Below are 25,234 nucleotides of genomic sequence, written 5' to 3' on the forward strand. Positions count from 1 at the left end.
GCCCTTGGCTGCATCAAACGTATGAGCCATGCCGCCGCCGATGATGATCGTGTCGCATTTGTCGAGCAGGTTCGTGATGACACCGATCTTATCGGAAACTTTTGCACCGCCGATGATGGCAACGAACGGATGCTGCGGATTCTCAAGTGCCTTGCCGATGTAGTTGATTTCTTTTTCCATCAGGAAGCCGGCAACCGTTTCGATGTACTTTGGAACACCTGCGTTCGAAGCATGTGCACGGTGGGAAACGCCGAAAGCATCGTCAACAGCGACATCAGCAAGCGATGCGAGCTGGCGGGCAAATTCCGGATCGTTCTTCTTCTCTTCCTTATGGTAACGGAGGTTCTCAAGCAGCAGGACATCGCCCGGCTTGAGGGCAGCAGCTTTTTCCTCTGCTTCTTTGCCAACGCAGTCCGAAGCCCATTCAACCGGACGGCCGAGCAGCTCCGAAAGGTGTTTTACGAGATATTTCGTGGAGAACTTGTCCTCACGTGCCTCGGTCGGACGGCCGATATGGCAGGCGATGACCAGAGCAGCACCATGATCGAGTAGATAGTTCAGGGTCGGCAGCGTGCGGACCATGCGCGTATCGTTCGTGATGTTCATCTTGTCATCGAACGGAACATTGTAATCAACGCGGACAAATACTTTTTTGCCATTTACATCAATGTCTTTGATGGTTTTCTTGTTCATCGTAAAACCTCCAAGGTTTATTTCTCTCATAAAAATGAGGCCCGGCCCAAACAAACGGCCGGACCTCAAGAGATCTTCTACTGTATTCAGTTGAGAACTCTTAATTCAATTACTTAACTTCCTCAGCGAAGTATTTGATCGTGCGAACCATCTGGCTCGTGTAGGAGTTCTCGTTGTCGTACCAGGAAACAACCTGTACGAGCGTGTTGCCGTCAGCCATCGGGCTAACCATCGTCTGCGTTGCATCGAAGAGGGAGCCATAACGCATGCCGACAACATCCTTCGAAACGATTTCGTCCGTGTTGTAACCGAAGGACTCCGTGGACTCTTTCTTCATCTGCTCGTTAACCTGGTCAACCGTAACGTTGCCCTTAACAACTGCATAGAGCAGCGTCGTGGAGCCCGTCGGGGTCGGAACGCGCTGTGCAGCACCGATGAGTTTGCCATCGAGTTCCGGAAGAACGAGGCCGATAGCTTTTGCAGCACCCGAGGACGTCGGAACGATGTTCTCAGAAGCAGCACGGCTGCGGCGGAGGTTGCCCTTGCGCTGCGGGCCATCAAGGGTCATCTGGTCACCCGTGAAAGCGTGAATCGTCTGCATGATGCCGCTCTGGATCGGAGCGAGGTCATTCAGAGCCTTTGCCATCGGAGCGAGGCAGTTCGTCGTGCAGGAAGCAGCGGAGATGATCTGCGTGCCAGCCGGAATCGTCTTGTGGTTCGTGTTGAATACGATCGTCGGGAGGTCTTTGCCTGCCGGAGCGGAGATAACGACTTTCTTAGCGCCAGCTTTGAGATGAGCGGAAGCTTTCTCTTTGGACGTATAGAAGCCCGTGCACTCGAGGACAACGTCAACGTCATGCTTAGCCCAAGGAATGTTAGCAGCATCTTTCTCAGCATAGATCTTGATCGTCTTGCCGTTTACCGTGATGCTGTCTTCGCCAGCTTCAACCGTGTCAGCATACTCGTACTTACCCTGGGAGGAATCGTACTTCAGAAGATATGCGAGCATCTTCGGGCTCGTGAGGTCGTTGATAGCGACAACTTCATAACCCTCAGCGTCGAACATCTGACGGAATGCGAGACGACCGATACGGCCAAAACCATTGATAGCAACTTTTACTGCCATTTGAAAATTACCCCCTAAATATTCTTAGAAGTTTCAGTTCTTACAGCTCTAATGATACAATAAATGCCGGCAAAATGTCAATGGTTTTATCATAAATTGAAGCAATTACAGTAGCAATAAAAATGCATATTGTCAAAATATTATATTTTAAATCCATAACAATATTATTTTGGTTATGAATCCCGTTCAATACTGACAAACAATACATTCCTTCGCTTTTCCAAAGAAAAACTGACAAGCAAAAATGCTTGTCAGTCAGAAGATCATATATAAATATTGTTTATACTTTATAGCTTAGTCATTCGTCGCATTCTGCTCTTCTTTTTCCATTTTTTCGAGGGCCAGCAGTGCCTGTACGAGAATTGCGCACTCCAGACGTTTTTTCTGGATTTCACAGCCAACCTCATATGGCTCGCGAATGTTGCCATGGAAGAGGTCCGCGTTGGCGTGGCAGCCGCCCGAACAGAAGAAACGGGCCCAGCAGTCGCGGCACTTCGGCTTGTTGAGGACATGGCTCTCGCGGAAATAAGCCGGCAGTTCCGTATTCGTGATGCCTTCGTAGATATTGCCGAGCTTGTAGCCTTCACGGCCGACGAACTGATGGCACGGGTAAAGGTCGCCATTTTCCGAGACCGCAACGTATTCGTGGCCGGCACCGCAGCCCGACAGGCGTTTGGCGACACACGGACCATTCGAGAGGTCCATATTGAAATGGAAGAACCAGAAGCCCCTGCCCTCGCGATGGCGTTTCATATAAGCCTCAGTCAGTCGGTCGTACTCCTCGCGGATGCGCGGCAGGTCTTTTTCGGTGAAGCCCAACGGGCTGTCCTTCATGACGACCGGCTCGACCGACAGGATGTTGAAGCCTTCATCAACCATCGAGAGCACATCGTTCGTGAAGTCCATATTGTTGTGCGTATAGGTGCCGCGCAGGTACGTATAGACGCCGCGGTAGTCCCAGTCGCCGCCCTTGCGGCTCGCGATGCATTTCTTGAAATTCTTCACAATGCGGTCATACGTGCCGTGACCGCCGGCATCCGGGCGCATGGCGTCGTTGACTTCCTTGCGGCCGTCGAGCGAGAGCACGAGGGAAAAGTCATTGTCATTGAGCCATTTGATATTTTCGTCATTCAGCAGCATACCGTTTGTCGTCATGGTCAGCTTGAATTTCTTGCCCGTATCCTTCTCACGCTCACGGGCATATTCCGTGACGGCCTTGACCGTCTTCATGTTCATCAGCGGTTCGCCGCCAAAAAAGTCAACTTCGCAGTGTTTGCGCGGACCGCAGCTCTCGATGAGGAAATCAATGGCGCGCTTGCCAACTTCCGGTGTCATGACGGCGCGTTCCTGTCCGTAGCTGCCGCCATCGCCGAAACAGTACTTGCAGCGCAGGTTGCAGTCCTGCGCAACCATGAGGCAGATGGACTTGATGAGGCCCTTCTGCTTGAACGTCGGCGGTACATCGATATCCGGTGCAAAGAGCTCGCCCATCTTCATGAGCTCGTGAAGTTCGCCAAGGGCCTCGCGCAAATCGGCCTCCGTATACCGCCCCTTAAGGGCTTCGACGACTGCTTCGTCGTTCGCGCCGTCAAATGTATCCATCATATCGTAAATCATCTTGTCGATGACATGAACCGCACCGCTGTTGATATCGAGCAGGATATAATGGCCGCCCTGCTCGAATTTATGGATTTTCGCTTTCATTACTTCTCCTTATAATAGAAAAAAGCCTTCCCGTATGGGAAGGCCTCTTACGAAAAATTATTTCTCGCAAACCTGATTGCCTACCGTGCAGGAAGTCTTGCAAGCAGACTGGCAGGATGCCTGGCACTCGCCGCAGCCGCCCGTCTTGAGCGAAGCCTGCATCGAAGGTTTGTTGACCGTCTTGATGTGTTTCATCGTCAGCCCTCCTAACTAGATAAAAACCATATCTTCTTTTATTCTATCCGTTTTCGGACATCTTCGCAAGAATTTATTTTTTCATAGCCTGCCCGGGCAAAAAAAATACGCGGTATGCCAGCAGGCATATCGCGCAAAAAGGAAAGAAAAGAATCATCTCGGGGAAAGAATCATCTTCATAAAAATAGAATCACCTTTTAGAGAATAAGAGTCTATTCAATAACCTTAGAAGACGCGTGGATTATCAGAAGAAGAATTCAACACGGCCCCAAAGGGTATCGACATCGCGGTCGGAGTCAATGCCCTTGCCATTGAAGTACTTCGCCGTAGCGAGGACATTGTGGAACGGTGCGTAGTTAGCGCCGACTTCCCAGCCCTTAGCACCGACGACCTGGGCATCTTCCGTGCCAAAGATCGACGTGTACGTGCCGAGGTAACGGTAAGCGGCATAAGCGCCCCACGTACCCTTGTTGGCCGGCTCTGCACCTTTATAATTGTAGAGAACCTGCCAAGATTTATCGAGATTATCGGCACTCGTGTTGTTCGCATAAGCACCGAACAGGGCGTTCGTCTTATCAAAGCGGTAGCCGAGGTTTGCCGACCAGATGTCGGCATTGTCCTCGTCATTCTTGCCATTCGTGTACGTCTCGCCCTTGTTGAGATCGTCTTTCAGGCCCTTAAAATCATCGGAATTAAGATGATAGTAGCCTACGCCGCCAGTCAATTTGCTGACCTCTGGTGCATCATACTGAACCGTGATGCCCTGGAAGTTGGCCGAATCGCCAATATTCGTATCTTCGCCACGTTTCCAAGTGCTTGCTTTCTGGTCATCAACATCAAGACGACCAGCCATCAATGTCGTTTTAACATTGCTGCCAAAGGCAACCTGAGCACCGGAGAACGCATTTTCTTCATTATCAAAAACCAAACCATTTTCTGGCGTCTCAAAGCCAAGTTTACCAAGCTTTACCTGAAAGTTCTTGTAATCGCCCTGTGCATAGACACGTTTGAGGTCAACCTTATCCTCATCATGATCTTCGCCCGCGCCTTTATCATCGGACATTTCCGTCGTGGCATCGAGACGGGCATTTACATGCCAATGGTCATTGACCTCAGCGCTCGGTTCGAGACGGAAGAGCAGCTTATCGGAATTATCACGGTCCTTGCCGCTGTCATTTGCATGCTCTGCACGCACGCTTCTGTACGTGTAACGAGCTTCGCCGTTCCATTTTACCATGTCGGCATTGCGCTCGAGGTTGCTGACGCGGACACCGAGGTTGTTGAGTTCATCGGAGAACTCAGCAGCGAGTTTGTCAATCAGCGCCTTATCGGCTGCCGAAACATCCGTCTTGGCCATGGCCTTGGCGACCATCTGTGCCATTTCATAACGCGTGATGCTCTGGTTGCCGCGGAACGTCGTGTCGCCGTAGCCTTCGATGACGCCATCAGCAGCGAGCTGGGATACAGCATCGTATGCCCAATGGTCTGCCGGAACATCAGAGAACGGGTTTGCAGCAGCGAACGTCGTGCTGGCAGCGCCAACCACGAGAGCTGCCGTCAGTGCAGAAACAAGAGTCTTTTTCATAAGAATCTCCTCCTTGCCAAAAACAAATAACCGATTCAGGAGATTCAAAAGCTATAAGTTTCCGTGTTTCCTTATTACTTTTTTATTCTCCTGACATGTTCTATTATAACATTAATCGACATAATGTCAATTATTAATTTACTCTCTGTAAATTAAATTGCATCATGAATTTGCTAATAAAATAAAAGATTGTAAGAAAAGATTGTTCGAGTGCCTTTTCCTGTCTATAATATACTTAAGGTTTTATTTGAACACGACTTAACCTATTCACATAAGCCAAAATACGATAAAGAAGGAATTCCATGAAATTTCAACGCGCCCGCAACACCGCACAAATCGAAGAACGCAAGGAGCAGATCCGCAAGGCTGCTTTTGAACTGTATCGAGAAGGCTGCCTGTCTGCCGTAACATTTACGAATATCGCCAAAAAGACAACGTTCACGCGGCCGACCATCTACACCTACTACAAGACACGCGAGGAAATCCTGCTCGACTGCCTGCGTTATGGCATGAAATCGTTCCGCAAAGAACTGGAACGGCGTTTTCTCGGCAGGGACTTGATGACCAGAGAAGAATTCTGCCATAGTCTCGCCGAATGGGTCCTGTCCCATAAGTATCCCCTGCGGCTCTATTCCATCCATCACACGCAGCTTGAGCCATTATCACGGTATGAGCTGCTCGTCGCGTTTAACCGCGAGTCTTTCCGCACGTTTGCCATTTTCACGCCCATCCTCAATTATCACTGCCCGACAAATACCGCGGAAGACATTACATACTACGTGGCGTCGCTGCTGTTCTTCCTCACGAGCGTCTATCCTCTTGCCGACCCTTCCCCGATTCAGTTCAGGGCCTTTCAGGAAGCTGAGCCGCCTTTCGCCGTGCCGCCGCTGGAAGAAAGTATCTATCGAACGCTGCTCGCCCTTTCCTCGCCGCTGCATTTTGCGGCAGATGACAAAGAAAAATAAAAAATTCCCTGCAGGAAGGTCTCAAGACCACCCCGCAGGGAATTTTTCGTATGCTGTAAATTTACTTTGTGCAGTATTCCAGCCGGCGTTCCTTGAACGTCACAAGCTGCAGTCCTGCCATATCGGCAAGTTCAGCCGCGGCTTTGAAATTCATCGCGACATTCTCTGCCACATGAGCATCGGAACCGAGCATAAGGAATTTGCCGCCAAGTTCTTTATAACGCGTGTAGACCGGCATGAGCTCTTTTAGGGCACGGCGGCTGCCGAGGCGGCGCGTGTTGAGCTCCATAACAGTATCGGTCTCAACAGCCGCACGCAGGACAGCATCGATGTCCTCATGGAACTCCCCATAGGAAACTTCCGGATTATCGTACGGCGCGTAGCGGCTGATGTAGTCGATATGGCCGAGCACGTCGATGAACGCACCATGACGGCGCAGATTCTCTGCCATGAGTTCATAGTAGCGGTGAAAGGCCTCTTTTTTCGTCTTGCCTTCATAATACGCAGGATAGTAAATATCCTGTCCGTCAACGATGTGCTGCGAACCGATGACGAGGTCAAACGGCACTTCCTGCACAAAAGCCTTATTCTGCTGACAGATGGCTTCGTTCATGCCAATCTCGACACCGAGCCGCAGCGTATCGCCGCGGTATTTTTCGTAGGACTGCCAATATTTTTGCGGGTCAAACGTAAAATCCATATCTCCGGGATAATCGAGGTCAAGATGCTCGGTGAAGACGAGGCCTACGCCTTCCTCTTTTGCTTTTTTCAGGGCATCTTCCGCTTTCATCTCGGAATCTGCCGAGAATTCCGTATGGCTGTGACTGTCAAAAATCATGATGCACCTCAGGCTTTCGCTCCTGCCTCATAGGCTTCTTTCAAGGCATGTGCGAGCTGGTCCGGACACGATGTCGGACGCGGGCCGCAGGTATTGCCGGCAAAACGGCTGATGACAAAATCGATGTCCATGCCCTCGACGAGTTTCGAAATGCCGCTCAAGTTGCCATTGCAGCCGCCTTCAAAGGCGACATGCCTGATTTTTTTGCCATCGAGCTCCACCGTGATTTTCTTGGAGCACGTGCCCTTTGTCTGATAGGTGTAGACTGACATATTCGTTCTTCCTTTCCAGTTTTCCAGCTTTCCAGCAAAATCAAAAATCAGCGGTCAAGGACCGGCACTTTGGCGCGGATGTAAATCATCGCAATACCCAGGCAGATGAGGCCCGTAAGCAGGCCGAGCCAGCCATTTTCCGTCAGGCCGTCCACGATATAGCCAAAGAAACTGCACGTAGCCACGACAATGACATACGGGATCTGCGTGCTGACATGGTCGATGTGATGACACTGCGCGCCGGCCGAGGCAAGAATAGTCGTATCGGAAATTGGCGAAGCGTGGTCACCGCAGACAGCACCGGAAAGAACTGCAGTCACGCAGACGACGAGCATGCTCGGGTCGCCCATGCCGAGAACCGCAATGGCAATCGGGATGAGGATGCCGAATGTGCCCCACGACGTGCCTGTAGCAAAAGCGAGTCCCACGGCAACGAGGAAGAAAATCGGCGGCAGGAACATGACAATCGAGGCATGTGCGCTGACAATCGCGCCGACAAAGCCGCCGAGGTTCAGATAATCTTTGCTGCAGATCCCCGAAAGCGTCCAGGCGAGGCAGAGGATGAAAATGGCCGGCGTCATGGCCTTAAAGCCCCAGCCAAAGCTGTCGCAGAACGCATTGAACGAGATGATGCGGCGCGGCAGATACAAAAAGCCCGTGAAGACAAAGGCAATGAATGAACCGAGCACGAGCGATTTTGCCGAATCGCAGTTGGCGAAGGCTTCGGCAATCGTCTTGCCCTCGTGAATGCCGCCCGTGTAGAGCATGCCGTAAACACAGGCCACGATGAGCACGATGAGCGGCAGGATAAGGTCGATGATTTTGCCGTGGCCGAGTTCCATATCAGCCGATTTTTCTTCGGCATCCTGATATTCCTTCGGGATGACAAACTTCTTGTTGTTCTCGACAATACTTCTGCCCATGGCCGCAAAATCACGGCCCGACCAGATGATGAACAGCATGAAGAGCATCGTCAGCCAGGCGTAGAGATTGAACGGAATCGTCTGCAGGAACAGGCTGAAGCCATCAATCGTGCTGTCTTCCGGCAGCGAGGAACCGACAGCTGCTGCCCAGCTCGATACCGGCGCGATGATGCAGACAGGCGCAGCCGTCGCATCGATGATGTAAGCGAGCTTCGTGCGCGCAATCTTGAGCTTATCCGTGACAGGGCGCATGACCGTGCCGACCGTCAGGCAGTTGAAATAATCATCGATAAAAATGACGATGCCGAGGAGAGCCGTCAGGAGAAGTGCGCTGCGCTGCCCCTTGATGGTTTTCGAGGCCCATTCGCCATAGGCGCGCGTCGCGCCCGAGCGGCTGATGGCCGCCACGAGGATGCCTAAAATGACGAGGAAAACGAGGATGTTGACATTGCTGCCGACTTTATCGGCCATGACGGCGAACATCGTGAGAATGGATTCGAGGATATTGCCGCCCGTGAACAGCAGGGCACCGGAAAAAATGCCGATGATCAGCGACATGTAAACCTCTTTTGTCCAGAGTGCCAGTACAATCGTAATGACTGGAGGCAGTACGGACCAGGCTGTTTCTGCCATTATCATACCTACTTTCTTTGCTTTATTTTACAATACAGACCTATTCTATAACAAAATCGTCATAGGAGCAAATACTTTATGCAAGGTTCTGCGCGGCAAAAGCATCGGCAAGGCGGCCAAATTCATCAAGCGTCAGTGTCTCGCCGCGGCGCGTCGGGTCGATGTCCGCTGCTTCCAAAGCGTCGCGTACGGCCTCTTTCGGGAAGCCGCCACCCTTCAGCGCGTTCATGAGCGTCTTGCGGCGCTGGCCAAAGGCAGCCTTGACCACGCGGAAGAACATTTTTTCATCGCGTACTTTGACAGCCGGCTCTTTGCGCACACGGCACGAAACGACCACACTCATGACTTCCGGTGCCGGAATGAACGAACGCGGCGGCACGTCGAGCACGATTTCAGGCTCCGTATAATACTGTACAGCCACGGAAAGTGCGCCGTAGATGCGCGAACCCGGTTTGGCCGTCATGCGTTCCGCGACTTCCTTCTGCACCATCGTGACCATCTGCGTAATCGGCAGATGGCGTTCCAGAAGCGTCATGAGAATCGGCGTCGTGATGTAATACGGCAGGTTTGCCGCGACCTTGAACGGACCCTCGCCCATGATTTCGGGGATATTGACCTTGAGGATATCGCCCGGCACAATGCGTACATTATCATACGCCTTCAGCGTTTCCTTGAGTACTGCCGGCAGTTTTTTATCGAGCTCCACGGCCGTGACATCAGCACCGGCTTCGGCGAGGCCCTGTGTCAAGGTGCCGATGCCCGGGCCGATTTCGAGCACGCGGTCGCCGGGCTTTATCTCCGCAGCATCGACGATGCCCTGCACAATGCGCGCATCGATGAGGAAATTCTGCCCGAGCTTTTTGCTCATGCGCAGGCCAAAGGCCTTGAGAATATGCGTCGTCACCTCGCGGCTCGCGATTTTTGGCTGCAGTACTTTTTCATCCTCTGCGTTCATTTCGTCTCCCCCTTTGCCTTTTCTCCGTCTTCCTGTTCCATTTCGGCCACAGCGCGGTCGAACTCCTCGCGCGACACGCCGTAGTGATTGAGCCTTGTCAGGAACGTTTTGGCATTGGCAAAGCCGAGCCCGAGCTTTTCGCCAAGGCGTGCACGGCGCGCCGAAGCTTCGGGAGCTCCGGAAAGTCCGTGCAGGATGAGGTCAGCCCCCGAGAAAATCTTCTTTGGCTCCCAGTCGAGCGTGCGGACCTTCGCAAGGGCCTTGCGGATGGCTTCAGGCTTAGCCTGTTCGATGCCGATATCGTCGTTGGCCGTTGCTTCTTCTACCGGCACAAAGGCGTGTTTGGCCTCAGGAAAACGGCGAGAGAGGTACTTGCGAATGCGTTCGCCGGCAGAATCCGGGTCCGTCATGATGATGATGCCACGCTTCTTATAGGCCTGTTCAATATTCTTGAGGGCCTGCGGCTTGAGGTTGAACCCCTCCGTGATGATGCAGTCGGCCTCGACCGCCTTGTCGATGGCGACGACATCCATCTTGCCCTCGACCACCAAAACTTCTTTAATCATAAAATTCCTTTCTATCTATATCTTATATGCTGGTTTTATTTTTATGCTTCAGGCTTGCGCGGAAAGCAGCGGCCTGACCGCACGGTAGACATCCTCGTGAATGGCCTCGATGCTGCGCGGCTCGCCGTTTTCGCTGCAGGCCACACGCGTCCAGCCGTATTTTTTCGTCAAATCCTCATAAGCCGCATGGCAACGGTGCAGATAATCCGTATCGCGTTCGTGGATATCCTTTTTCGTCAGCGTTTCTGCAGCCCTTGCGGCAATCAGCCTGTCGGCGACCTCCGGTGCCATATCGAGGAAGACGACTTTATCCGGCACGGGCAGGCCGAGCTTGCAGAATTCAAAATCCCAGAGCCAGTCAAGAAACGTCTCCCGTTCCTTCGCATCCGTAATTTTAACAGCCTGATGCACCATATTCGATGTCGTGTAGCGGTCCGCCAGGATGATATCGCCGGCCTCATAATATTTTTTCCACTTCATGCGGAATGAGGCGTAGCGGTCGACGGCAAAGAACGTCGAAGCCGCATAGGCGTTGACATCCTCGGCATGACCGCCGAAGTCGCCGCGCAGGTACATACGCACCAGCATCGAAGAATCCGACGCATAATCGGGAAATTCAATGCGGTGTACGCGCTGGCCGTCACGCACAAGGTGTTCATAAAGGGCCTTGGTCTGCGTGGCCTTGCCCGAGCCATCACCGGCCTCGATGATGATGAGTTTTCCTTTTTTCGTCATGATACACTCCTATCTCAGCGCTGACGGACAACCTGCAGTTTCTGCAGCGAAGCATCGCGCGGGCCAACAACCTTGAGGCCGAGCTCCTGCATGGCCTTGATGTACTGCAGACTTTCCCTGTCGATGATATCCCCCGGACAAAGAATGGGGATGCCCGGCGGATAGAACATGAGCTGTTCCGCCGCGATGTGTCCTTCTGCTTCTGCAAAGGCCGCATCTTCCTTGGGGGCAAAGAACGCCTCTCTTGGCGTCATCCCCTGCGTTGGCACAGCTGGCAGCTGCCAGTCGTCCATTTTTTCCTGCGGCAGTGCCGGGCGGCGGTGTTCCCGTGCGAGCCCCTGCAGGGCCTTCAGGAGATACGCCGTCTGTTTTTCCGTATCCGCATACGAAATGATGAACAGCAGATTGCGCGCATCAGAGAGCTCGCACTGAATTTTATACGTATGGCGCAGAATGTACTCGGCTTCCACACCGGTCAGGCCGATGCCCGTGACCTGTACCGTGACTTTTGTCGTATCAAGCCCCGACGCACCATCATGGTTCATGTATTCAGGGCCAAAGGACCAGAGGCCGTCGATTTCATTGATGTCACGGCGCAGCTTTTCTGCCAGCCGGACAGCCCTTGCCACCGTTTCCCTGCCATTTTCGGCCATCTGCAGCCGTGCGATATCGATGGAGACCAGCAGCAGCTGATTCGGGCTTGTCGACTGCAGGAGACTCGCAGCCTCGCGCACGCGCTCGAGATTGATGCGGCCTTCACGCACGAGCAGCATTGATGCCTGCGTCATGGCCCCGAGAATCTTATGCGTGCTCTGCGCGGCCATATCCGCACCGCAGTCAAGAGCCTGCGGCGGCAGCTCCTCCGAGAAACGCAGATGCGGACCATGGGCTTCATCGACGAGCAGCAGCAGGCCATGGTCATGGACAAAATCAGCAATTTTCCTGAGGTCAAACGTCACGCCATAATACGTCGGATAGACAAGAGCCAGCGCCTTCGCTTCCGGATATTCTTTTACAGCACGCTCGACTGCCGTCAGTGTCAGCCCCATCGCAATGCCGAGCTTTTCATCGATTTCCGGCTGCAGAAATATCGGCCTGGCACCGGCGAGAATGATGCCGCCAATCATTGAGCGGTGGGCATTGCGCGGTACGAGGACCGTATCGCCGGGATTCAGGGCCCCCATGAGCATCGTATGAATCGCCCCGGTCGTGCCATTAATCATGAAGAACGCATCGTCGGCACCGTAAAGCTCTGCCGCGAGCTGCTGTGCTTCTTTGATGCACATAGTCGGCTCATGCAGGTCATCGAGTTCTTCCATCAGCGAAACTTCTTCGCGCAGCCCCTCCGCTGTCACTAAATCCCGCAGCAGCGGATGTGCCCCGAACCCCTGCTTATGCCCCGGCGTATGAAAGGCCATGGCCCCGTCGGCCGCATAGGCTTTCATCGCTTCTGCTATAGGCGCTCTCAGGTATTTCGCCTTCTCTTTTTCCACGGTTTCACCGTTCCCTTCCGCAGTTTTTCACAGGTTATCCACTGTCCCTGTTGAAAATGTGCATAAAAATGTGGATAACTCCGCTAAAAAACGTCAAGTTATCCACATGCTGCATTTTATCGTTTTTGCTGACGGCGTACGAAGAGGATGGCCAGCAAAAGTACCGCGCAGCCCACGACGATAGCAATATCATGCTTCGTGAACAGCGTCTCCGAACCGCCCTGCTCTACTTTTACACAGATGGCAATGCCCACAAGCACCGCGACGAGTAATTTCGAGAGCTTTGATAGAAGCTGCTTGTTCATTTCTTGCCCTTGCGCTCCTTCGCGCGTTCCTTCGCAGCCTTTTCCTTCGCCTTGACCTTATCGTCAATCTTTTTCTGCTGCTGATACTTCGCGTAGTCAACACCCATGCTCGCGAGCTTGTGCTTGACGCTCATCATCGGATGGCGCAGAAACATGCGCTTGCCCGTCGAGTTCATAATCTTGAGGAACTCCTGCGTCTGTCTTGCACCAAAGCACGGACGCTCACAGCGGTCGCAGATGGGCTTCGTGATGCCGTAGGGGCAGCGGTCTATCTTCGTCATGACCGTAGCTAAAAGGGCCGTGCACTTCGGACAGAGCTTGCCGTCCGACGTGCCATGATGGCTGTTGCAGTACATGCCGAACGTCTTGCGGATATTGGCTTTTTCCTTCGGAATATTATTTTTGATCTCTACCGGTTTCTTCTTCGGCAGGAAACGTGAGAAAACGCTCATGTCAATCACCCTTCATTGTGGTTTATAAGATAAATACTCTTCTATTTTAAGGTCAATGGCGCAGAAAAGCAAGCTGACTTTCTTTTTGTCTCTTATTTGCTTCTTATTTAAAGAGCTCGAAGAGCTGCTTGCCGATGAGCACAGTCGTCATGATGATGAAGAGCGGACGCACATAGCCGGCTCCCTTGGAAAGTGCCACGCGCGCACCGCACCAGGCACCGACAATCATCGAAAGACCCATGGGGATGGCATGGGAAAAGTCGACAATGCCAAAATAACTGAAGAGAATTGCCGCTGCGATATTGCTCGCAAAATTCAGCGCGCGCGCATTTGCCGCCGCACCAAGAAAGTCAAAACCGACCATCAAAAACGCGAACAGCAGGAAAGAGCCCGTGCCCGGACCAAAGAAACCATCGTAAAAACCGAACGTAAAAGCCACGAGAGCCGAGAGCAGCAAAAGCCGCGTGCTCATTCCCTGATACGTCGACGCTTTGCCCCAGTCCTTTTTCAAGATACTGTAGATGAGCACGAGAATCAGCATGACGACGACGAGCGGACGCAGGAATTCCGACGGAATCTGCCGCACGGCCAGCACGCCGACCGCTGAGCCGATAAGGGAAATCGGGAAAAGGCGGCGAATCAGCCAGCCATCGACCTTGCCAGAGCGCACGAACGTCACGAAACTCGTGAAAGCCCCCATAACGGCCGCGACTTTATTCGTGCCAAGCACTGTAAGCGGCGGCAGGCCCGTCCACATCAGCGCGGGAATCGAGATGAGCCCGCCGCCACCGACCACGGCATCGATGAAAGCGGACATGAAGCCAAAGAACACGAGAAAAGCCAGTGTATTGATGTCCAATAATTCCATGAAAAACGTCCTTTCTTTGCGTCAGATATTTTTCATTATATCATAATACCGCAAAGCAGGCGAAATCATAACCCACAAAAGAAAAAACCCTGCAGATAAACTGCAAGGCTTCTTCTATATGAGTCTTATTCGTCGTAACTTGTATCTGTTGCGCGCAAACGTGCAATCGAGCGGCGCAGAGCAGACTCTGCACGTTCAATATCGATATTCTCGCTTTCAGGCGTTCCCTGATGGAAAGCGGCGATACGGGCTTTAGCACGGGCCATTGCTTCCTTAGCACGGTTGATATCAATATCAATTGGCTGTTCAGCAGCAGTCGCAAGTACCGTAATTTTTTCCGGCGTGACTTCCATGAAGCCACCCGCCACTGCGATGAGCTGTTCATCACGGTCAGCACCGGCGCCAAGACGAACACGCATGGCATGCGGCACAAGGCCCGTAACCAGCGGCGCATGATGCGGTAAAATACCAAGCTCGCCGCCCGTTGAACGGACAATCAGCATGCTGATGTCATTCGTGTAGACCATTTTATCCGGAGAGACAATCTCTAGCTTGATAGTCGCCATCGATTATCCCTCCTCTTCTTTAATCTTCTTCGCTTTCTCGATAGCCTCATCAATCGTGCCGACCATGTAGAATGCATTCTCCGGCAGGTCATCATACTTGCCTTCGAGGATGCCTTTGAAGCCGCGAATCGTCTCCTTGAGCGGAACATACTTACCCGGCGAACCCGTGAATACCTCAGCAACAAAGAACGGCTGCGAGAGGAAACGCTGAATCTTGCGGGCACGCGATACCGTGAGCTTATCCTCATCGGAAAGTTCTTCCATACCGAGGATGGCGATGATATCCTGCAGTTCTTTGTACTTCTGCAGGACAGCCTGTACACCGCGGGCGACTTTGTAATGTTCTTCACCAAGGACAGCCGGGCTCAGGATACGGCTCGTGGAATCGAGCGGGTCAACGGCCGGATAAATACCGAGCTCAGCAATCTGACGCGAAAGAACCGTCGTGGCATCGAGGTGGGTGAACGTACCAGCCGGAGCCGGGTCTGTAAGGTCATCGGCCGGGACATAGACAGCCTGAACCGACGTGATGGAACCGTTCTTTGTCGACGTGATGCGCTCCTGCAGGGCACCGATATCCGTGGACAGTGTCGGCTGATAACCAACGGCCGACGGCATACGGCCTAAGAGTGCCGAAACCTCGGAACCTGCCTGAATGAAACGGAAAATGTTATCGATGAAGAGCAGCACATCCTGATGCTGAACATCACGGAAGTACTCAGCCATCGTCAGGCCCGTCAGGGCAACGCGCATACGTGCTCCTGGCGGCTCGTTCATCTGGCCGTAAACGAGAGCCGTCTTGTCGATGACGCCCGACTCGGTCATTTCACCCCAAAGGTCGTTGCCTTCACGGGTACGCTCACCGACACCGGCGAATACGGAATAACCGCCGTGCTCTGTAGCGATATTATGGATGAGCTCCATGATGAGGACCGTTTTGCCGACGCCGGCGCCGCCGAACAGACCAGTCTTACCGCCCTTAGAATACGGAGCGATGAGGTCGACGACCTTGATGCCCGTCTCGAGAATCTGGGCGCTCGTCTCCTGCTCATCGAATTTCGGAGCCGGACGGTGAATCGGCCAGAATTCCTTGTTGCCCACAGGAGCCGGATTGTGGTCAACCGTCTGACCGAGGACGTTAAATACGCGGCCGAGACATTCCGTGCCGACTGGAACCATGATTGGATGGCCCGTATCAACAGCTTCCATGCCACGCATGAGACCGTCTGTCGAGCTCATAGCAATGCAGCGCGTAACGTTGTCGCCGAGGTGCTGCATGACCTCGACCACGATATCAATCTTTACGCTCGTCTCACCCTTGATGGTGACGGCGTTGAGAATTGCCGGCAGTTCACCCGCCGGGAATTCAATATCTACGACAGGTCCGACGACCTGTACGACTTTACCTTTTGCCAATGGGAAACCTCCTTACGATGCCTTTACTTGAGCGCTTCGGCACCGCCCACGATCTCAGTGATCTCGCGGGTAATACCTGCCTGACGTACCTTATTGTAATGGATATCGAGCTTGTTGATGAGGTCCTCTGCGTTGTCCGTAGCATTGCTCATCGCATTCATGCGGGAACTCAGCTCGCTGGCAGCCGACTGCAACAAGGCTGCATAGATTGTCGTGAAGATGAACTGCGGGAGCAGAAAGCCAAGGACAGTTGCTGCATCCGGTTCATAGATGTACTCGGCATGCGGTTTATGATCCTGTTCCTCTAGTGCCTTGAATGGCAGCAGCTTCCCTGCCCGGGGTTCACAGCTGATTGCCGAAATGAATTTCGTATAGACCATCTGCACTTCGGAAATCTCGCCTGTCTTAAAACGTTCGATGATATCCAGTGCAATACTGCGGGCTTTCTCGACACTTGGACGCTCGCTGACGCCAACATAGCTCTTCACTACATCATAGCCACGATTTTTCAAATGACCAGCACCCTTGCGGCCGACAACTACAAACTGCGTATTGGCTTTATCCTCTGCAAGGCTCTCTGCCAATTTGCAGGCATTGCTCGTATAGGCACCAGCCAGCCCCTTATCTGCTGTCATCAGCAGGACAAGACGTTTGCCCTCAGGATGCGAATCGAGCAGCGGATGAGAAAATTCTCTGCCGGCATTGGCTGCGACCTGCGTTACGACTTCAGCAACCTTCTCTGCATAAGGCCGGTTTGCAATTGCAGCTTCTTTGGCATGACGCAGACGGCTCGTAGCGACCATGTTCATGGCACTCGTAATCTGCTTGGTACTCTTTACGCTCTTGATGCGATGGCGAATATCCTGTAAACTAGCCAAAAAGAATCACCTCGCTGCCTTATGCCATTTTATACGAAATCGTATCTCTGAACTCCTCAATCGCTTTCTTGAGCTCGGACTCCAGTGCATCATCGAACTTCTTCTGCTCAATAATCTTCTGGCCGACTTCTGGATGCGTCGTCTTCATAAATTTAATGAAGGAATCCTGGAACTCTACAACCTTCTCGACAGGGATATCCGCGAGATAACCATGAACAGCCGTGTAAAGGACCATGACCTGATCCTGTACAAGCATCGGGCTGTACTGCGGCTGTTTCAGTGTCTCTACAACGCGAACGCCGCGGTCGAGCTGTGCCTTCGTAGCTTTATCGAGGTCAGAAGCGAACTGCGAGAACGCTGCAAGTTCGCGGTACTGAGCAAGGTCAAGACGAAGAGTACCTGCAACCTGCTTCATAGCCTTGATCTGAGCCGAACCGCCGACACGCGATACGGACAGACCAACGTTGATTGCCGGACGGATACCAGAATAGAAGGAGTCCGTCTCGAGCATGATCTGACCATCGGTGATGGAGATAACGTTCGTCGGGATATATGCCGAAAGGTCGCCGGCCTGCGTCTCGATGATCGGCAGAGCCGTGATGGAGCCGCCGCCGAGTTCATCATTGAGTTTGGCTGCACGCTCGAGCAGACGGGAATGTAAGTAGAAGACATCGCCCGGATATGCTTCACGTCCTGGCGGTCTTCTGAGCAACAGGGACATCGCACGGTAAGCAGCTGCGTGTTTCGTGAGGTCATCGTAGACGCAGAGGCAGGCCTTGCCCTGATACATGAAATGCTCAGCCATAGCGCAGCCTGCATACGGTGCAAGGTACTGCAGCGGCGAGCTGTCAGCAGCCGTAGCAGCAACAACAATCGTATACTTCATGGCGCCGCGTTCTTCGAGCGTCTTGACGACACGTGCAACCGTCGAAGCCTTCTGGCCGATAGCTACATAAACGCAGATACAATTCTGATCATGCTGATTGAGGATTGTATCAACGGCGATGGCCGTTTTACCGATACCACGGTCGCCGATGATGAGCTCACGCTGGCCGCGGCCGATTGGTACGAGGGCGTCGATAGCCTTGATACCGGTCTGCAGCGGCTCTTTTACCGGCTTGCGGTCGGCAATGCCCGGTGCATGGAACTCAACAGGACGCGTCTCCGTCGTCTCAATCTTGCCCTTGCCATCGATAGGACGGCCCAGTGCATCGACAACGCGGCCAATCATCGCTTCACCGACTGGTACCTGCATAATGCGGCCCGTGCGTTTTACCTGCGAGCCCTCTTTGATTTTCGTCTCACCGCCTAAGATAACGGCACCGACATTGTCCTGCTCAAGGTTCAGGACCAAACCATAAATATCATCGCCGAAATCGAGAAGCTCGCCAGCCATAGCCTTTTCGAGGCCATGGATATGAGCGATACCATCACCGATTTCGATAACGGAACCAACATCATCGACATTAAGATCGAGATCGTAATTCTTGATCTGGTCTTTAATGATGGCTGTTATTTCTTCCGGATTCATTTTCATAACTTCGCTGTCACCCCAGTTTCATCACTTGTTTGCCAGTAATTCATTCTTCAGCGTTTCGAGACGGCCAGCGACACTGCCATCAATGCGGCGGTCGCCAATCTTGACAACCACGCCGCCGATGAGGGCCTTATTTTCATGGAGACGAAGCTCCACTTTCTTACCCGTCACCTGCTCCAGCTTCTCGGCTATTGCCTTCTGCTGTTTCTTGCCTGCCGGAATGGCGGTCGTCACGTCTGCGATCAAGATGCCTCTGGCTTCGTTGGCATAAGCATGGTACTGGTCATCAATCGTTCCCAGCAGCATAAAGCGGCGCTTATCCACCAGCAGCATCAGGAAGTGATACATGTCCTTTGAGATTTTTCCCTCGAAAATCTTCTTGAGAAAATCCTTCTTCACCTTCTGGTCGACCTGCGGATTAGACAAGAATGCCATGGCCTGCGGCACAGACTCCAGTCCCTGCCGGACCTCAGAAAGTTCCTTGCCATACTCCACAAGCTTATCCTCTTCCTGCGCAATCTCGAAGATAGCGCGGGAATATTTCCGTGCAAGCTGTATGTTTAGCATGGCAGATCCCCAACCTTATCCTTGTCCAGCTTATTGACAAATTCTGTAATAATCTGCTCGTTCTGCGCTTTGTCGATATTCTTCTCGATGATCTTGCCTGCAGCGGCCATGGAAAGAGATACGACATCTGCGCGCAGCTGTTCCATAGCGCGTGCGCGGTCTCTCTGGATTTCAGCAGCAGCAGCCTTTTTCATCTGCGCAATCTCATTTTTGGTCTCGCGGATGCTGTCCTCACGCGTCTCGCTGGCGCGCTTCTCCGCATCCTTGACAATCTCTTCCGCCTTTGTACGCGCCTCTGCCAGCGCTTTGCGGCGTTCCTCGAGAACAGCCTGTGCCTCTGCCACATCGGCATCAGCCTTATTGAGGCTTTCTGCAATCTTATCCTCACGTTCCTTGAGGATCTTCTTGACCGGTTTATAAGCCAGCTTCTTGAGAATGAACACGAGCACCAGGAAATTGACAATCTGCGCAAAGAATGTAGCGTTTAAATCAATCAACCTTCATGCCTCCTTCATCTTTTCCTTGCATCAGGCAAATCTTATTTGATCAGCGGATTTGCATAGAGCATGATGAAGGCAACGACGACCGAGATGATAGCCATTGCCTCGATGAGGCCGACGGAAATCAGTGTGTTGACAAACAGCGTGTTCTTTGCTTCCGGCTGACGCGTGATACCCTCGATGAAACGGCCCGTGACAAGACCATCACCGATACCAGCACCGACTGCAGCGAGACCGGCAGCAAGGCCAGCACCGACAAGAGCACCTAAGATCATGATTGCATTTTCCATTGAATAATCCTCCTTGATTGAATATAGATTCGGATGATAGTTACTGTGCGTCTTCTTTTTCCGGCTCATTTACGGCATTTGCAAGATACGCCGTTGAAAGCATCGTGAAGATGAACGCCTGAACACAACTGATAAAAATACTGAACGCCAGCCAGAGAACACTAGGAATGATCCACCATCTGGTCAGGTCCAGCAGGATGAGAATCAGAATCTCACCAGCCAGGATGTTGCCGAAGAGACGGAAGGCCAGTGTGATTGGCTTAGCGAGCTCTTCAACGAGGTTGATTGGGAACAGGAATGCCATCGGTTTAAAGAAATGAGCAATCCAGCCCATCCCCTGATTCTTGAGGCCGATGACATGAACCATACCAATGACGAGGATTGCAAGACCCAGCGTCGTATTGAGGTCATTCGTCGGGGACGAGAACCCAGGGATAAGTCCCAGAAGATTGGACACGAGCAGGAACATGAACAGGGAAACAATGAACGGTGCCAGCATCTTGCCGCGTTCGCCCATCATGACCTTGACCTGGCCATCCATGCCGGTAACAAACATCTCAATGATGTTTTGACAGCCTGAAGGTACCAGTTTCAAGCTCCGTGTGCCCAGATAAGAAACAATGATGACGATTGCCATTGCCAGCCATGTCATCTCCAGTGTCTCGATGTCAAACGTGAACCCGCCGAAGTGAGCGAGTGCGCGAACACCGATTTCCTCCATAGCACATTACCTCCTATCTTAAATATTTATATTGTCAGCACGAAGCTGTGACAACACGAGGATTACAAGGAACATTCCCCAAGCGCCAAGAAAAGCTGCTGCTGCTGCAAGAATGGCGCCATGGCCAACCTTAGCAGCCAGAGCAAACGTGACTGCCACAATGACCAGCCTGAGAAACAGGCCCCAGCGCATGCGGCGTCCAGCTCCTTCGGTGCGGCCGCTGGCAATCTGCCACAAACGCGCTGACAGCGACCAGAAGCAAAAACAGGCAGACAGCACGCCCAGCACGAACACACCAGCAAGATGCGGCAGACCACTCAGGAACAGACCTCCTGCCCCTACAATCAGTAAGCCTGTTACACTGCGAAGCAGATGTCCCCGCACCCTACGAAACACTTCATACATGTTCTGCCTCCATAAAACAACGCAAACTCTTTTATTTGTTTACTTCGACACGGAAAAAGTATTTCCTTTCATGGTCAGGAAACTTTCTCCAGTCTGCCTTAAACCATAGGTGCAAACCATTGATAAATAAAATTTATTTTATCATGTCAATGCAAACTCATTTATTTATCGTTTATCGTCATGTTTTATATTATATACACCTAATTGTAGAAATTCAAGCCTTTTTTTTCGATAAGAATACGAATAACTATCATTTATCTAATCCATCTATAAAATGAATGGACAAGCAAGAATAATTCTCATAGAATGCCGCTGCGTCGAAGCTGACGAAACAGCGTATAAAAAGCTCCTGGAATACTGACAATAATGCCCACCAATTTTCCCTTGACTCCAAGGTCAAAATACCGGTCTGCAAGATCGCCAAAAAAGATGCCAATCCCGATGAATACGACAATATAAATCCCCATGCTGCCCAGCAGGGCAAATGCCTTAAATGCCTGTTTCAGACCGTCTCTCATTGTTTCGTGCGAATGATTCGGTTTTTTAGGTTCTTGTGTCTTGTTCAACATAAGCTTTCCCTTCATATTTCTATTCTATCGTTTCCAGTCAGGAATGTACAATACGAATATGGCTAAATAATGATATGTCACAATCATATATACTTATAATGATAATAAAAAAGCTCCCCCATGCAGGAGAGCTTTCAGTCAATGACTCATATCAGCCTTCAAAAACGTCAGGACGCCCATCAGCCAGTCCATAATGGTAAAGAATGGCCTGAATGATGCGCCTTGCGGCCTGGCCGTCGCCGTACGGATTGACCGATTCAGCCATACGGCTGTATTCTTCTTTGTCCGTCAGAAGTCTCTTCGCTTCTTCGTAAACGCGCTCGCGGTCCGTGCCGATGAGCTTGACCGTGCCGGCATCGACGGCTTCCGGACGCTCCGTCGTATCGCGCAACACGAGGACCGGCTTGCCAAGGGCCGGGGCTTCTTCCTGCACGCCGCCCGAATCCGTCAGGATGAGATAGGCGCGGTGCATGAGGTTTGCAAACGGCTCATAGTCGAGCGGGTCAATCAGATGAACCTTCTCAAGGCCGCCGAGCTCTTCGTTGACGACTTCGCGGACTTTCGGATTCTTGTGCACGGGGAAAACGACTTCGACATCATCAAATTCTTCCGTCAGCTGCTTCAGGGCCTTGTAGACATGGCGCATCGGCTCGCCGAGATTCTCGCGGCGGTGCGTCGTAACGAGAATGATGCGCTTATGCGCAAAATCGACATCCTGCAGCGAAGCATCCTTGAACGCAAAGTCATCGCGCACCGTATGGTGCAGGGCGTCGATGACCGTATTGCCCGTGACGAAGATGGACTCCGGCGGCACGTTCTCTGCAAGCAGATTTGCTTCCGACGTGCTCGTCGGCGCAAAATTAAGGTCTGCAATGCAGCCCGTCAGGCGGCGGTTCATCTCTTCCGGGAACGGCGAATACTTGTTGTGCGTGCGCAGGCCCGCCTCAACGTGGCCAACGGCCGTCTGATGATAGTACGCAGCGAGTGCACCGGCAAAGGTCGTCGTCGTGTCACCATGAACGAGGACAATATCCGGCTTTTCTTCCGTCAGGACCTTATCGAGGCCCATCATGGCTCTCGTCGTAATATCAAAAAGTGTCTGACCTGCCGCCATGATGTTGAGATCATGATCCGGTTTGATATGGAAGAGACTGAGCACCTGGTCGAGCATTTCACGATGCTGCGCGGTGACAGCCACCACCGGTTCAATCGTATCAGGATGCTTCTGAAGCTCCAATACGATTGGTGCCATCTTAATGGCCTCCGGACGTGTACCGAAGACCGTCATGACCTTGATCTTCTTCTTTTCCACTACAAGACCTCCTTAATGCCTTTAATGCCTTAAATCCCTTATGCCAAAAAACAGCTTACTGCTGATTTGCAGAATCCTTCATATGGAAAATTCCCAGCTTTTTCGCGCCAACCAGTACAACAATCACTACGACACAGACAATGACAATGGCAATCTGGGCGCTGACTTCCGTCAAAGCCACGGCACTGAGCCCCAAAAGTGCGCTGATGACATACATCAAAAGCACAGCCTGACGCTGCGAAAAGCCGAGGTCCAGAAGCCTGTGGTGCAGATGCCCCTTATCCGGCTTGAAGATTGGCACACCGCCGCGGTAGCGGCGCACAATGGCAAATGTCGTATCAAGGATCGGCAGGCCGAGAGCAAGAATCGGCACAATGAGGGCAATCGTCGCCGCGCTCTTAACGGCACCGATGACCGAAATGCCCGCTAACATAAAGCCGAGGAACTGACTGCCCGAATCGCCCATGAAAATCTTCGCGGGATTGAAATTGTAATAAAGGAAACCGAACGCAGCGCCGGCCAGAGCAGCTGTCAAAACAGCGACAAGCAAATTGCCCTGCTGCAGTGCCACGAGAAAAATCGTAATCGAAGCGATGGTCGAAACACCGGCTGCCAGGCCATCGAGGCCATCGATGAGATTGACCGTGTTCGTCAGACCGACGAGCCAGAAAAGCGTTGCGGGGATAGCAAGATATTCCAGATAGAGATAATCCCCAAACGGGTCCGTGATGAAGTCTATGCGGACATCAAAAGCAATGACCAGCACGCAGGCTGCCACAATTTGTATGAGCAGCTTGACCTTGGCAGGCAAATTGACATAGTCGTCGACGAGGCCGCCAATGAAAATAATGGAACCGCTGACAAGCAGACCGACTGTCTCATAGAAAACCTCTGATGGCACATCCGTAAAAGACAGGACGCTGAGAATCGCCACCATGAATGCAAAATAAATGCCAATGCCGCCAATGCGCGGAATCGGCTTCTTGTGGACCTTTCTTGCATCCGGGGTATCCATGGCCCCCGTCTTTCCTGCAAGACAGATGACACCTGGCGTTATCAAGAGCGCCACACCGGCAGCAATGACAAACGCCAACATATAGACTGGCATACAAGCGCACTCCTTTTCCTTGAATACACAACTGCTTTCGTCCCTGCACAGGCAAATACACCCGCATATACCTAGAAAGCAACCATTATAACAAACTTATTTTAACGCACAGACTGTACCGTGTCAATCATTTGGACGGCTTCCTGTCAATCATGGATTTCATCCGGACGGCAGCTCACAACGCTGCCATCTTCATCGTAATAAACGACTTTCGCGAGTTTCGCGTTGCGGAGCATGCGGCGGCAGAGCAGGCAGGGCTTGCCGGAAGCAAGGCTGCCGTCGGCATTGACCCCGACGATATAGATCGTCGCGCCCTCCATAGCAGCTGGATCCGCATTGATGATGGCGTTCTGTTCGGCATGAACAGCAACGCAGAGTTCGTAATTCTGTCCTTTCGGCACATGCAGGCGTTCGCGCTCGCAGTTGCCCGTATCGATGCAGTTGGCCTCACCGCGCGGTGCGCCGTTGTAGCCCGTACTGATGATGATCTTGTCCTTGACGATGATGGCGCCGTAGCGGCGGCGCAGGCAGGTTGCGCGGCGTCCGACAGCCTTCGCGATATCCAGAAAATATTCCGTCCAGCTTGGACGTTCTTGTTTCTCAATCATGATAATACTCCTTTATATAGCGTGTCGCGAGGATTACTGCGACAAAATCATCAACGGGTTCAGGCGGCACCTGCAGCCCGAGGGGAATAAAACGGCGCCACCCCTTAGGGGGCTTCGCCTGCCAGTAAGCCTTGCGCGCCATATCCGTAGTCCTGTATTCATCGACCACCTTGATGATGAGCTCGGGCATGGCCCTCGTCAGGCGTGCCTGTGCCTCTTTGCTCGTCGTACCATTGCCCTCGATGAGCCGCGTAAAGCCATACTGCTTTTGGGCATTTCTCACTTCCTGCTCCAGTTTTTTCGTCTCAAGGACTTTCTGAAAGAGGACGCTGCCTTCTGTATCAAGGACAGCAAAGCCGCATTTATCCCGCCCCGGGTCGAGTGCTGCGATTGTCTCCATAAAAACACCTTCTCGATAAAAATAGAGCTCTGCAGGCTATTTGCCCCGC

30 protein-coding genes are annotated in these 25,234 nt (G+C 52.3%); 1 reads left to right on the forward strand and 29 read right to left on the reverse strand.

All coding sequences use genetic code 11. The features are described from left to right. The 5 genes from ACI4OH_RS06390 to ACI4OH_RS06410 all read right to left on the reverse strand — a co-directional run. A partial coding sequence (locus ACI4OH_RS06390; protein ID WP_439784421.1) for a phosphoglycerate kinase occupies nucleotides 1-693 on the reverse strand: 693 nt, incomplete at its 3' end. Nucleotides 694-802: 109 nt separating this feature from the next. Next, the gene (gap, locus tag ACI4OH_RS06395; RefSeq protein ID WP_295634947.1) at nucleotides 803-1,819 is read right to left on the reverse strand and encodes a type I glyceraldehyde-3-phosphate dehydrogenase; all 1,017 of its coding nucleotides are present in this window, start codon (nucleotides 1,817-1,819) and stop codon (nucleotides 803-805) included. A 294-nt stretch (nucleotides 1,820-2,113) separates the two neighbouring features. After that, nucleotides 2,114-3,523: a thioether cross-link-forming SCIFF peptide maturase gene (gene scfB / locus ACI4OH_RS06400; protein ID WP_439784422.1), complete on the reverse strand. Its 1,410-nt coding sequence runs from the start codon at nucleotides 3,521-3,523 to the stop codon at nucleotides 2,114-2,116. 57 nt (nucleotides 3,524-3,580) lie between these two features. Further along, a complete protein-coding gene (gene scfA, locus ACI4OH_RS06405; RefSeq protein ID WP_005841055.1) occupies nucleotides 3,581-3,718 on the reverse strand; it encodes a six-cysteine ranthipeptide SCIFF in 138 nt (45 codons plus the stop codon). 244 nt (nucleotides 3,719-3,962) lie between these two features. After that, nucleotides 3,963-5,303 (reverse strand): S-layer homology domain-containing protein, encoded by a 1,341-nt coding sequence (locus tag ACI4OH_RS06410; protein ID WP_439784423.1) that lies wholly within the window; start codon nucleotides 5,301-5,303, stop codon nucleotides 3,963-3,965. Between the two features lie 302 nt (nucleotides 5,304-5,605). On the opposite strand from ACI4OH_RS06410, the gene ACI4OH_RS06415 reads away from it, so the two are divergent. Beyond that, nucleotides 5,606-6,268 carry a TetR/AcrR family transcriptional regulator gene (locus ACI4OH_RS06415; protein WP_439784424.1) on the forward strand — a complete coding sequence of 221 codons (663 nt, stop codon included), beginning with the start codon at nucleotides 5,606-5,608 and terminating at the stop codon, nucleotides 6,266-6,268. 61 nt (nucleotides 6,269-6,329) lie between these two features. Here ACI4OH_RS06415 and ACI4OH_RS06420 read toward each other — a convergent pair whose 3' ends face one another. The 24 genes from ACI4OH_RS06420 to ACI4OH_RS06535 all read right to left on the reverse strand — a co-directional run bounded on the left by ACI4OH_RS06420 (nucleotide 6,330) and on the right by ACI4OH_RS06535 (nucleotide 25,185). Then, nucleotides 6,330-7,106, reverse strand: coding sequence for a histidinol-phosphatase HisJ family protein (locus tag ACI4OH_RS06420; protein ID WP_439784425.1), 777 nt, complete (start codon nucleotides 7,104-7,106; stop codon nucleotides 6,330-6,332). 8 nt (nucleotides 7,107-7,114) lie between these two features. After that, nucleotides 7,115-7,378, reverse strand: a complete 264-nt coding sequence (locus ACI4OH_RS06425; RefSeq protein WP_439784426.1) for a TIGR03905 family TSCPD domain-containing protein — start codon at nucleotides 7,376-7,378, stop codon at nucleotides 7,115-7,117. Between the two features lie 47 nt (nucleotides 7,379-7,425). Further along, nucleotides 7,426-8,934, reverse strand: coding sequence for a Na+/H+ antiporter NhaC family protein (locus tag ACI4OH_RS06430; RefSeq protein ID WP_432645964.1), 1,509 nt, complete (start codon nucleotides 8,932-8,934; stop codon nucleotides 7,426-7,428). A 76-nt stretch (nucleotides 8,935-9,010) separates the two neighbouring features. Continuing rightward, on the reverse strand, nucleotides 9,011-9,889 hold the full coding sequence (gene rsmA / locus ACI4OH_RS06435) for a 16S rRNA (adenine(1518)-N(6)/adenine(1519)-N(6))-dimethyltransferase RsmA (protein WP_439784427.1): 879 nt from the start codon (nucleotides 9,887-9,889) through the stop codon (nucleotides 9,011-9,013). After that, nucleotides 9,886-10,455, reverse strand: coding sequence for a ribonuclease M5 (rnmV, locus tag ACI4OH_RS06440; RefSeq protein ID WP_439784428.1), 570 nt, complete (start codon nucleotides 10,453-10,455; stop codon nucleotides 9,886-9,888). Before rnmV ends, rsmA begins: the two co-directional genes overlap by 4 nt. Before the next feature lie 48 nt (nucleotides 10,456-10,503). Continuing rightward, a complete protein-coding gene (locus ACI4OH_RS06445; protein ID WP_295634978.1) occupies nucleotides 10,504-11,190 on the reverse strand; it encodes a dTMP kinase in 687 nt (228 codons plus the stop codon). Nucleotides 11,191-11,204: 14 nt separating this feature from the next. Continuing rightward, nucleotides 11,205-12,683, reverse strand: a complete 1,479-nt coding sequence (locus ACI4OH_RS06450; RefSeq protein ID WP_439784429.1) for an aminotransferase class I/II-fold pyridoxal phosphate-dependent enzyme — start codon at nucleotides 12,681-12,683, stop codon at nucleotides 11,205-11,207. A 116-nt stretch (nucleotides 12,684-12,799) separates the two neighbouring features. Next, nucleotides 12,800-12,988 carry a hypothetical protein gene (locus tag ACI4OH_RS06455; RefSeq protein WP_295634984.1) on the reverse strand — a complete coding sequence of 63 codons (189 nt, stop codon included), beginning with the start codon at nucleotides 12,986-12,988 and terminating at the stop codon, nucleotides 12,800-12,802. Next, a complete protein-coding gene (locus tag ACI4OH_RS06460; protein WP_295634987.1) occupies nucleotides 12,985-13,440 on the reverse strand; it encodes a nitrous oxide-stimulated promoter family protein in 456 nt (151 codons plus the stop codon). Before ACI4OH_RS06460 ends, ACI4OH_RS06455 begins: the two co-directional genes overlap by 4 nt. A 103-nt stretch (nucleotides 13,441-13,543) precedes the next feature. Next, nucleotides 13,544-14,308 (reverse strand): TSUP family transporter, encoded by a 765-nt coding sequence (locus tag ACI4OH_RS06465; RefSeq protein WP_439784430.1) that lies wholly within the window; start codon nucleotides 14,306-14,308, stop codon nucleotides 13,544-13,546. Nucleotides 14,309-14,433: 125 nt separating this feature from the next. Continuing rightward, nucleotides 14,434-14,874: an ATP synthase F1 subunit epsilon gene (atpC, locus tag ACI4OH_RS06470; protein WP_439784431.1), complete on the reverse strand. Its 441-nt coding sequence runs from the start codon at nucleotides 14,872-14,874 to the stop codon at nucleotides 14,434-14,436. 3 nt (nucleotides 14,875-14,877) lie between these two features. Then, nucleotides 14,878-16,290, reverse strand: a complete 1,413-nt coding sequence (gene atpD / locus ACI4OH_RS06475) for a F0F1 ATP synthase subunit beta (protein ID WP_295634998.1) — start codon at nucleotides 16,288-16,290, stop codon at nucleotides 14,878-14,880. A 23-nt stretch (nucleotides 16,291-16,313) separates the two neighbouring features. After that, nucleotides 16,314-17,168 carry an ATP synthase F1 subunit gamma gene (gene atpG / locus ACI4OH_RS06480; RefSeq protein WP_439784432.1) on the reverse strand — a complete coding sequence of 285 codons (855 nt, stop codon included), beginning with the start codon at nucleotides 17,166-17,168 and terminating at the stop codon, nucleotides 16,314-16,316. Between the two features lie 19 nt (nucleotides 17,169-17,187). Next, entirely contained in the window at nucleotides 17,188-18,705 is a 1,518-nt protein-coding gene (atpA, locus tag ACI4OH_RS06485) for a F0F1 ATP synthase subunit alpha (protein WP_295635004.1), read from the reverse strand. 24 nt (nucleotides 18,706-18,729) lie between these two features. Next, entirely contained in the window at nucleotides 18,730-19,272 is a 543-nt protein-coding gene (gene atpH, locus ACI4OH_RS06490; protein WP_295635007.1) for an ATP synthase F1 subunit delta, read from the reverse strand. After that, nucleotides 19,266-19,769 (reverse strand): F0F1 ATP synthase subunit B, encoded by a 504-nt coding sequence (atpF, locus tag ACI4OH_RS06495; protein ID WP_302488868.1) that lies wholly within the window; start codon nucleotides 19,767-19,769, stop codon nucleotides 19,266-19,268. Before atpF ends, atpH begins: the two co-directional genes overlap by 7 nt. A 41-nt stretch (nucleotides 19,770-19,810) precedes the next feature. Beyond that, nucleotides 19,811-20,062, reverse strand: a complete 252-nt coding sequence (atpE, locus tag ACI4OH_RS06500; protein WP_295635013.1) for a F0F1 ATP synthase subunit C — start codon at nucleotides 20,060-20,062, stop codon at nucleotides 19,811-19,813. A 40-nt stretch (nucleotides 20,063-20,102) separates the two neighbouring features. Then, nucleotides 20,103-20,783, reverse strand: coding sequence for a F0F1 ATP synthase subunit A (gene atpB, locus ACI4OH_RS06505; protein WP_295635017.1), 681 nt, complete (start codon nucleotides 20,781-20,783; stop codon nucleotides 20,103-20,105). 18 nt (nucleotides 20,784-20,801) lie between these two features. Next, nucleotides 20,802-21,188, reverse strand: coding sequence for an ATP synthase subunit I (locus ACI4OH_RS06510; protein WP_435721480.1), 387 nt, complete (start codon nucleotides 21,186-21,188; stop codon nucleotides 20,802-20,804). A gap of 299 nt (nucleotides 21,189-21,487) precedes the next feature. Next, on the reverse strand, nucleotides 21,488-21,757 hold the full coding sequence (locus ACI4OH_RS06515; RefSeq protein WP_435721481.1) for an AtpZ/AtpI family protein: 270 nt from the start codon (nucleotides 21,755-21,757) through the stop codon (nucleotides 21,488-21,490). A gap of 151 nt (nucleotides 21,758-21,908) precedes the next feature. Next, nucleotides 21,909-23,045 carry a non-hydrolyzing UDP-N-acetylglucosamine 2-epimerase gene (gene wecB / locus ACI4OH_RS06520; protein WP_435721548.1) on the reverse strand — a complete coding sequence of 379 codons (1,137 nt, stop codon included), beginning with the start codon at nucleotides 23,043-23,045 and terminating at the stop codon, nucleotides 21,909-21,911. A gap of 79 nt (nucleotides 23,046-23,124) precedes the next feature. Then, nucleotides 23,125-24,177: a glycosyltransferase family 4 protein gene (locus tag ACI4OH_RS06525; RefSeq protein ID WP_432645976.1), complete on the reverse strand. Its 1,053-nt coding sequence runs from the start codon at nucleotides 24,175-24,177 to the stop codon at nucleotides 23,125-23,127. A 146-nt stretch (nucleotides 24,178-24,323) separates the two neighbouring features. Then, a complete protein-coding gene (locus tag ACI4OH_RS06530) occupies nucleotides 24,324-24,785 on the reverse strand; it encodes a deoxycytidylate deaminase (RefSeq protein ID WP_435721482.1) in 462 nt (153 codons plus the stop codon). Then, nucleotides 24,778-25,185 carry a RuvC family protein gene (locus ACI4OH_RS06535; RefSeq protein ID WP_435721483.1) on the reverse strand — a complete coding sequence of 136 codons (408 nt, stop codon included), beginning with the start codon at nucleotides 25,183-25,185 and terminating at the stop codon, nucleotides 24,778-24,780. Before ACI4OH_RS06535 ends, ACI4OH_RS06530 begins: the two co-directional genes overlap by 8 nt. Nucleotides 25,186-25,234 lie beyond the last annotated feature (49 nt).

It is taken from the genome of Mitsuokella apri (assembly GCF_051886055.1).
GTDB lineage: Bacteria > Bacillota > Negativicutes > Selenomonadales > Selenomonadaceae > Mitsuokella.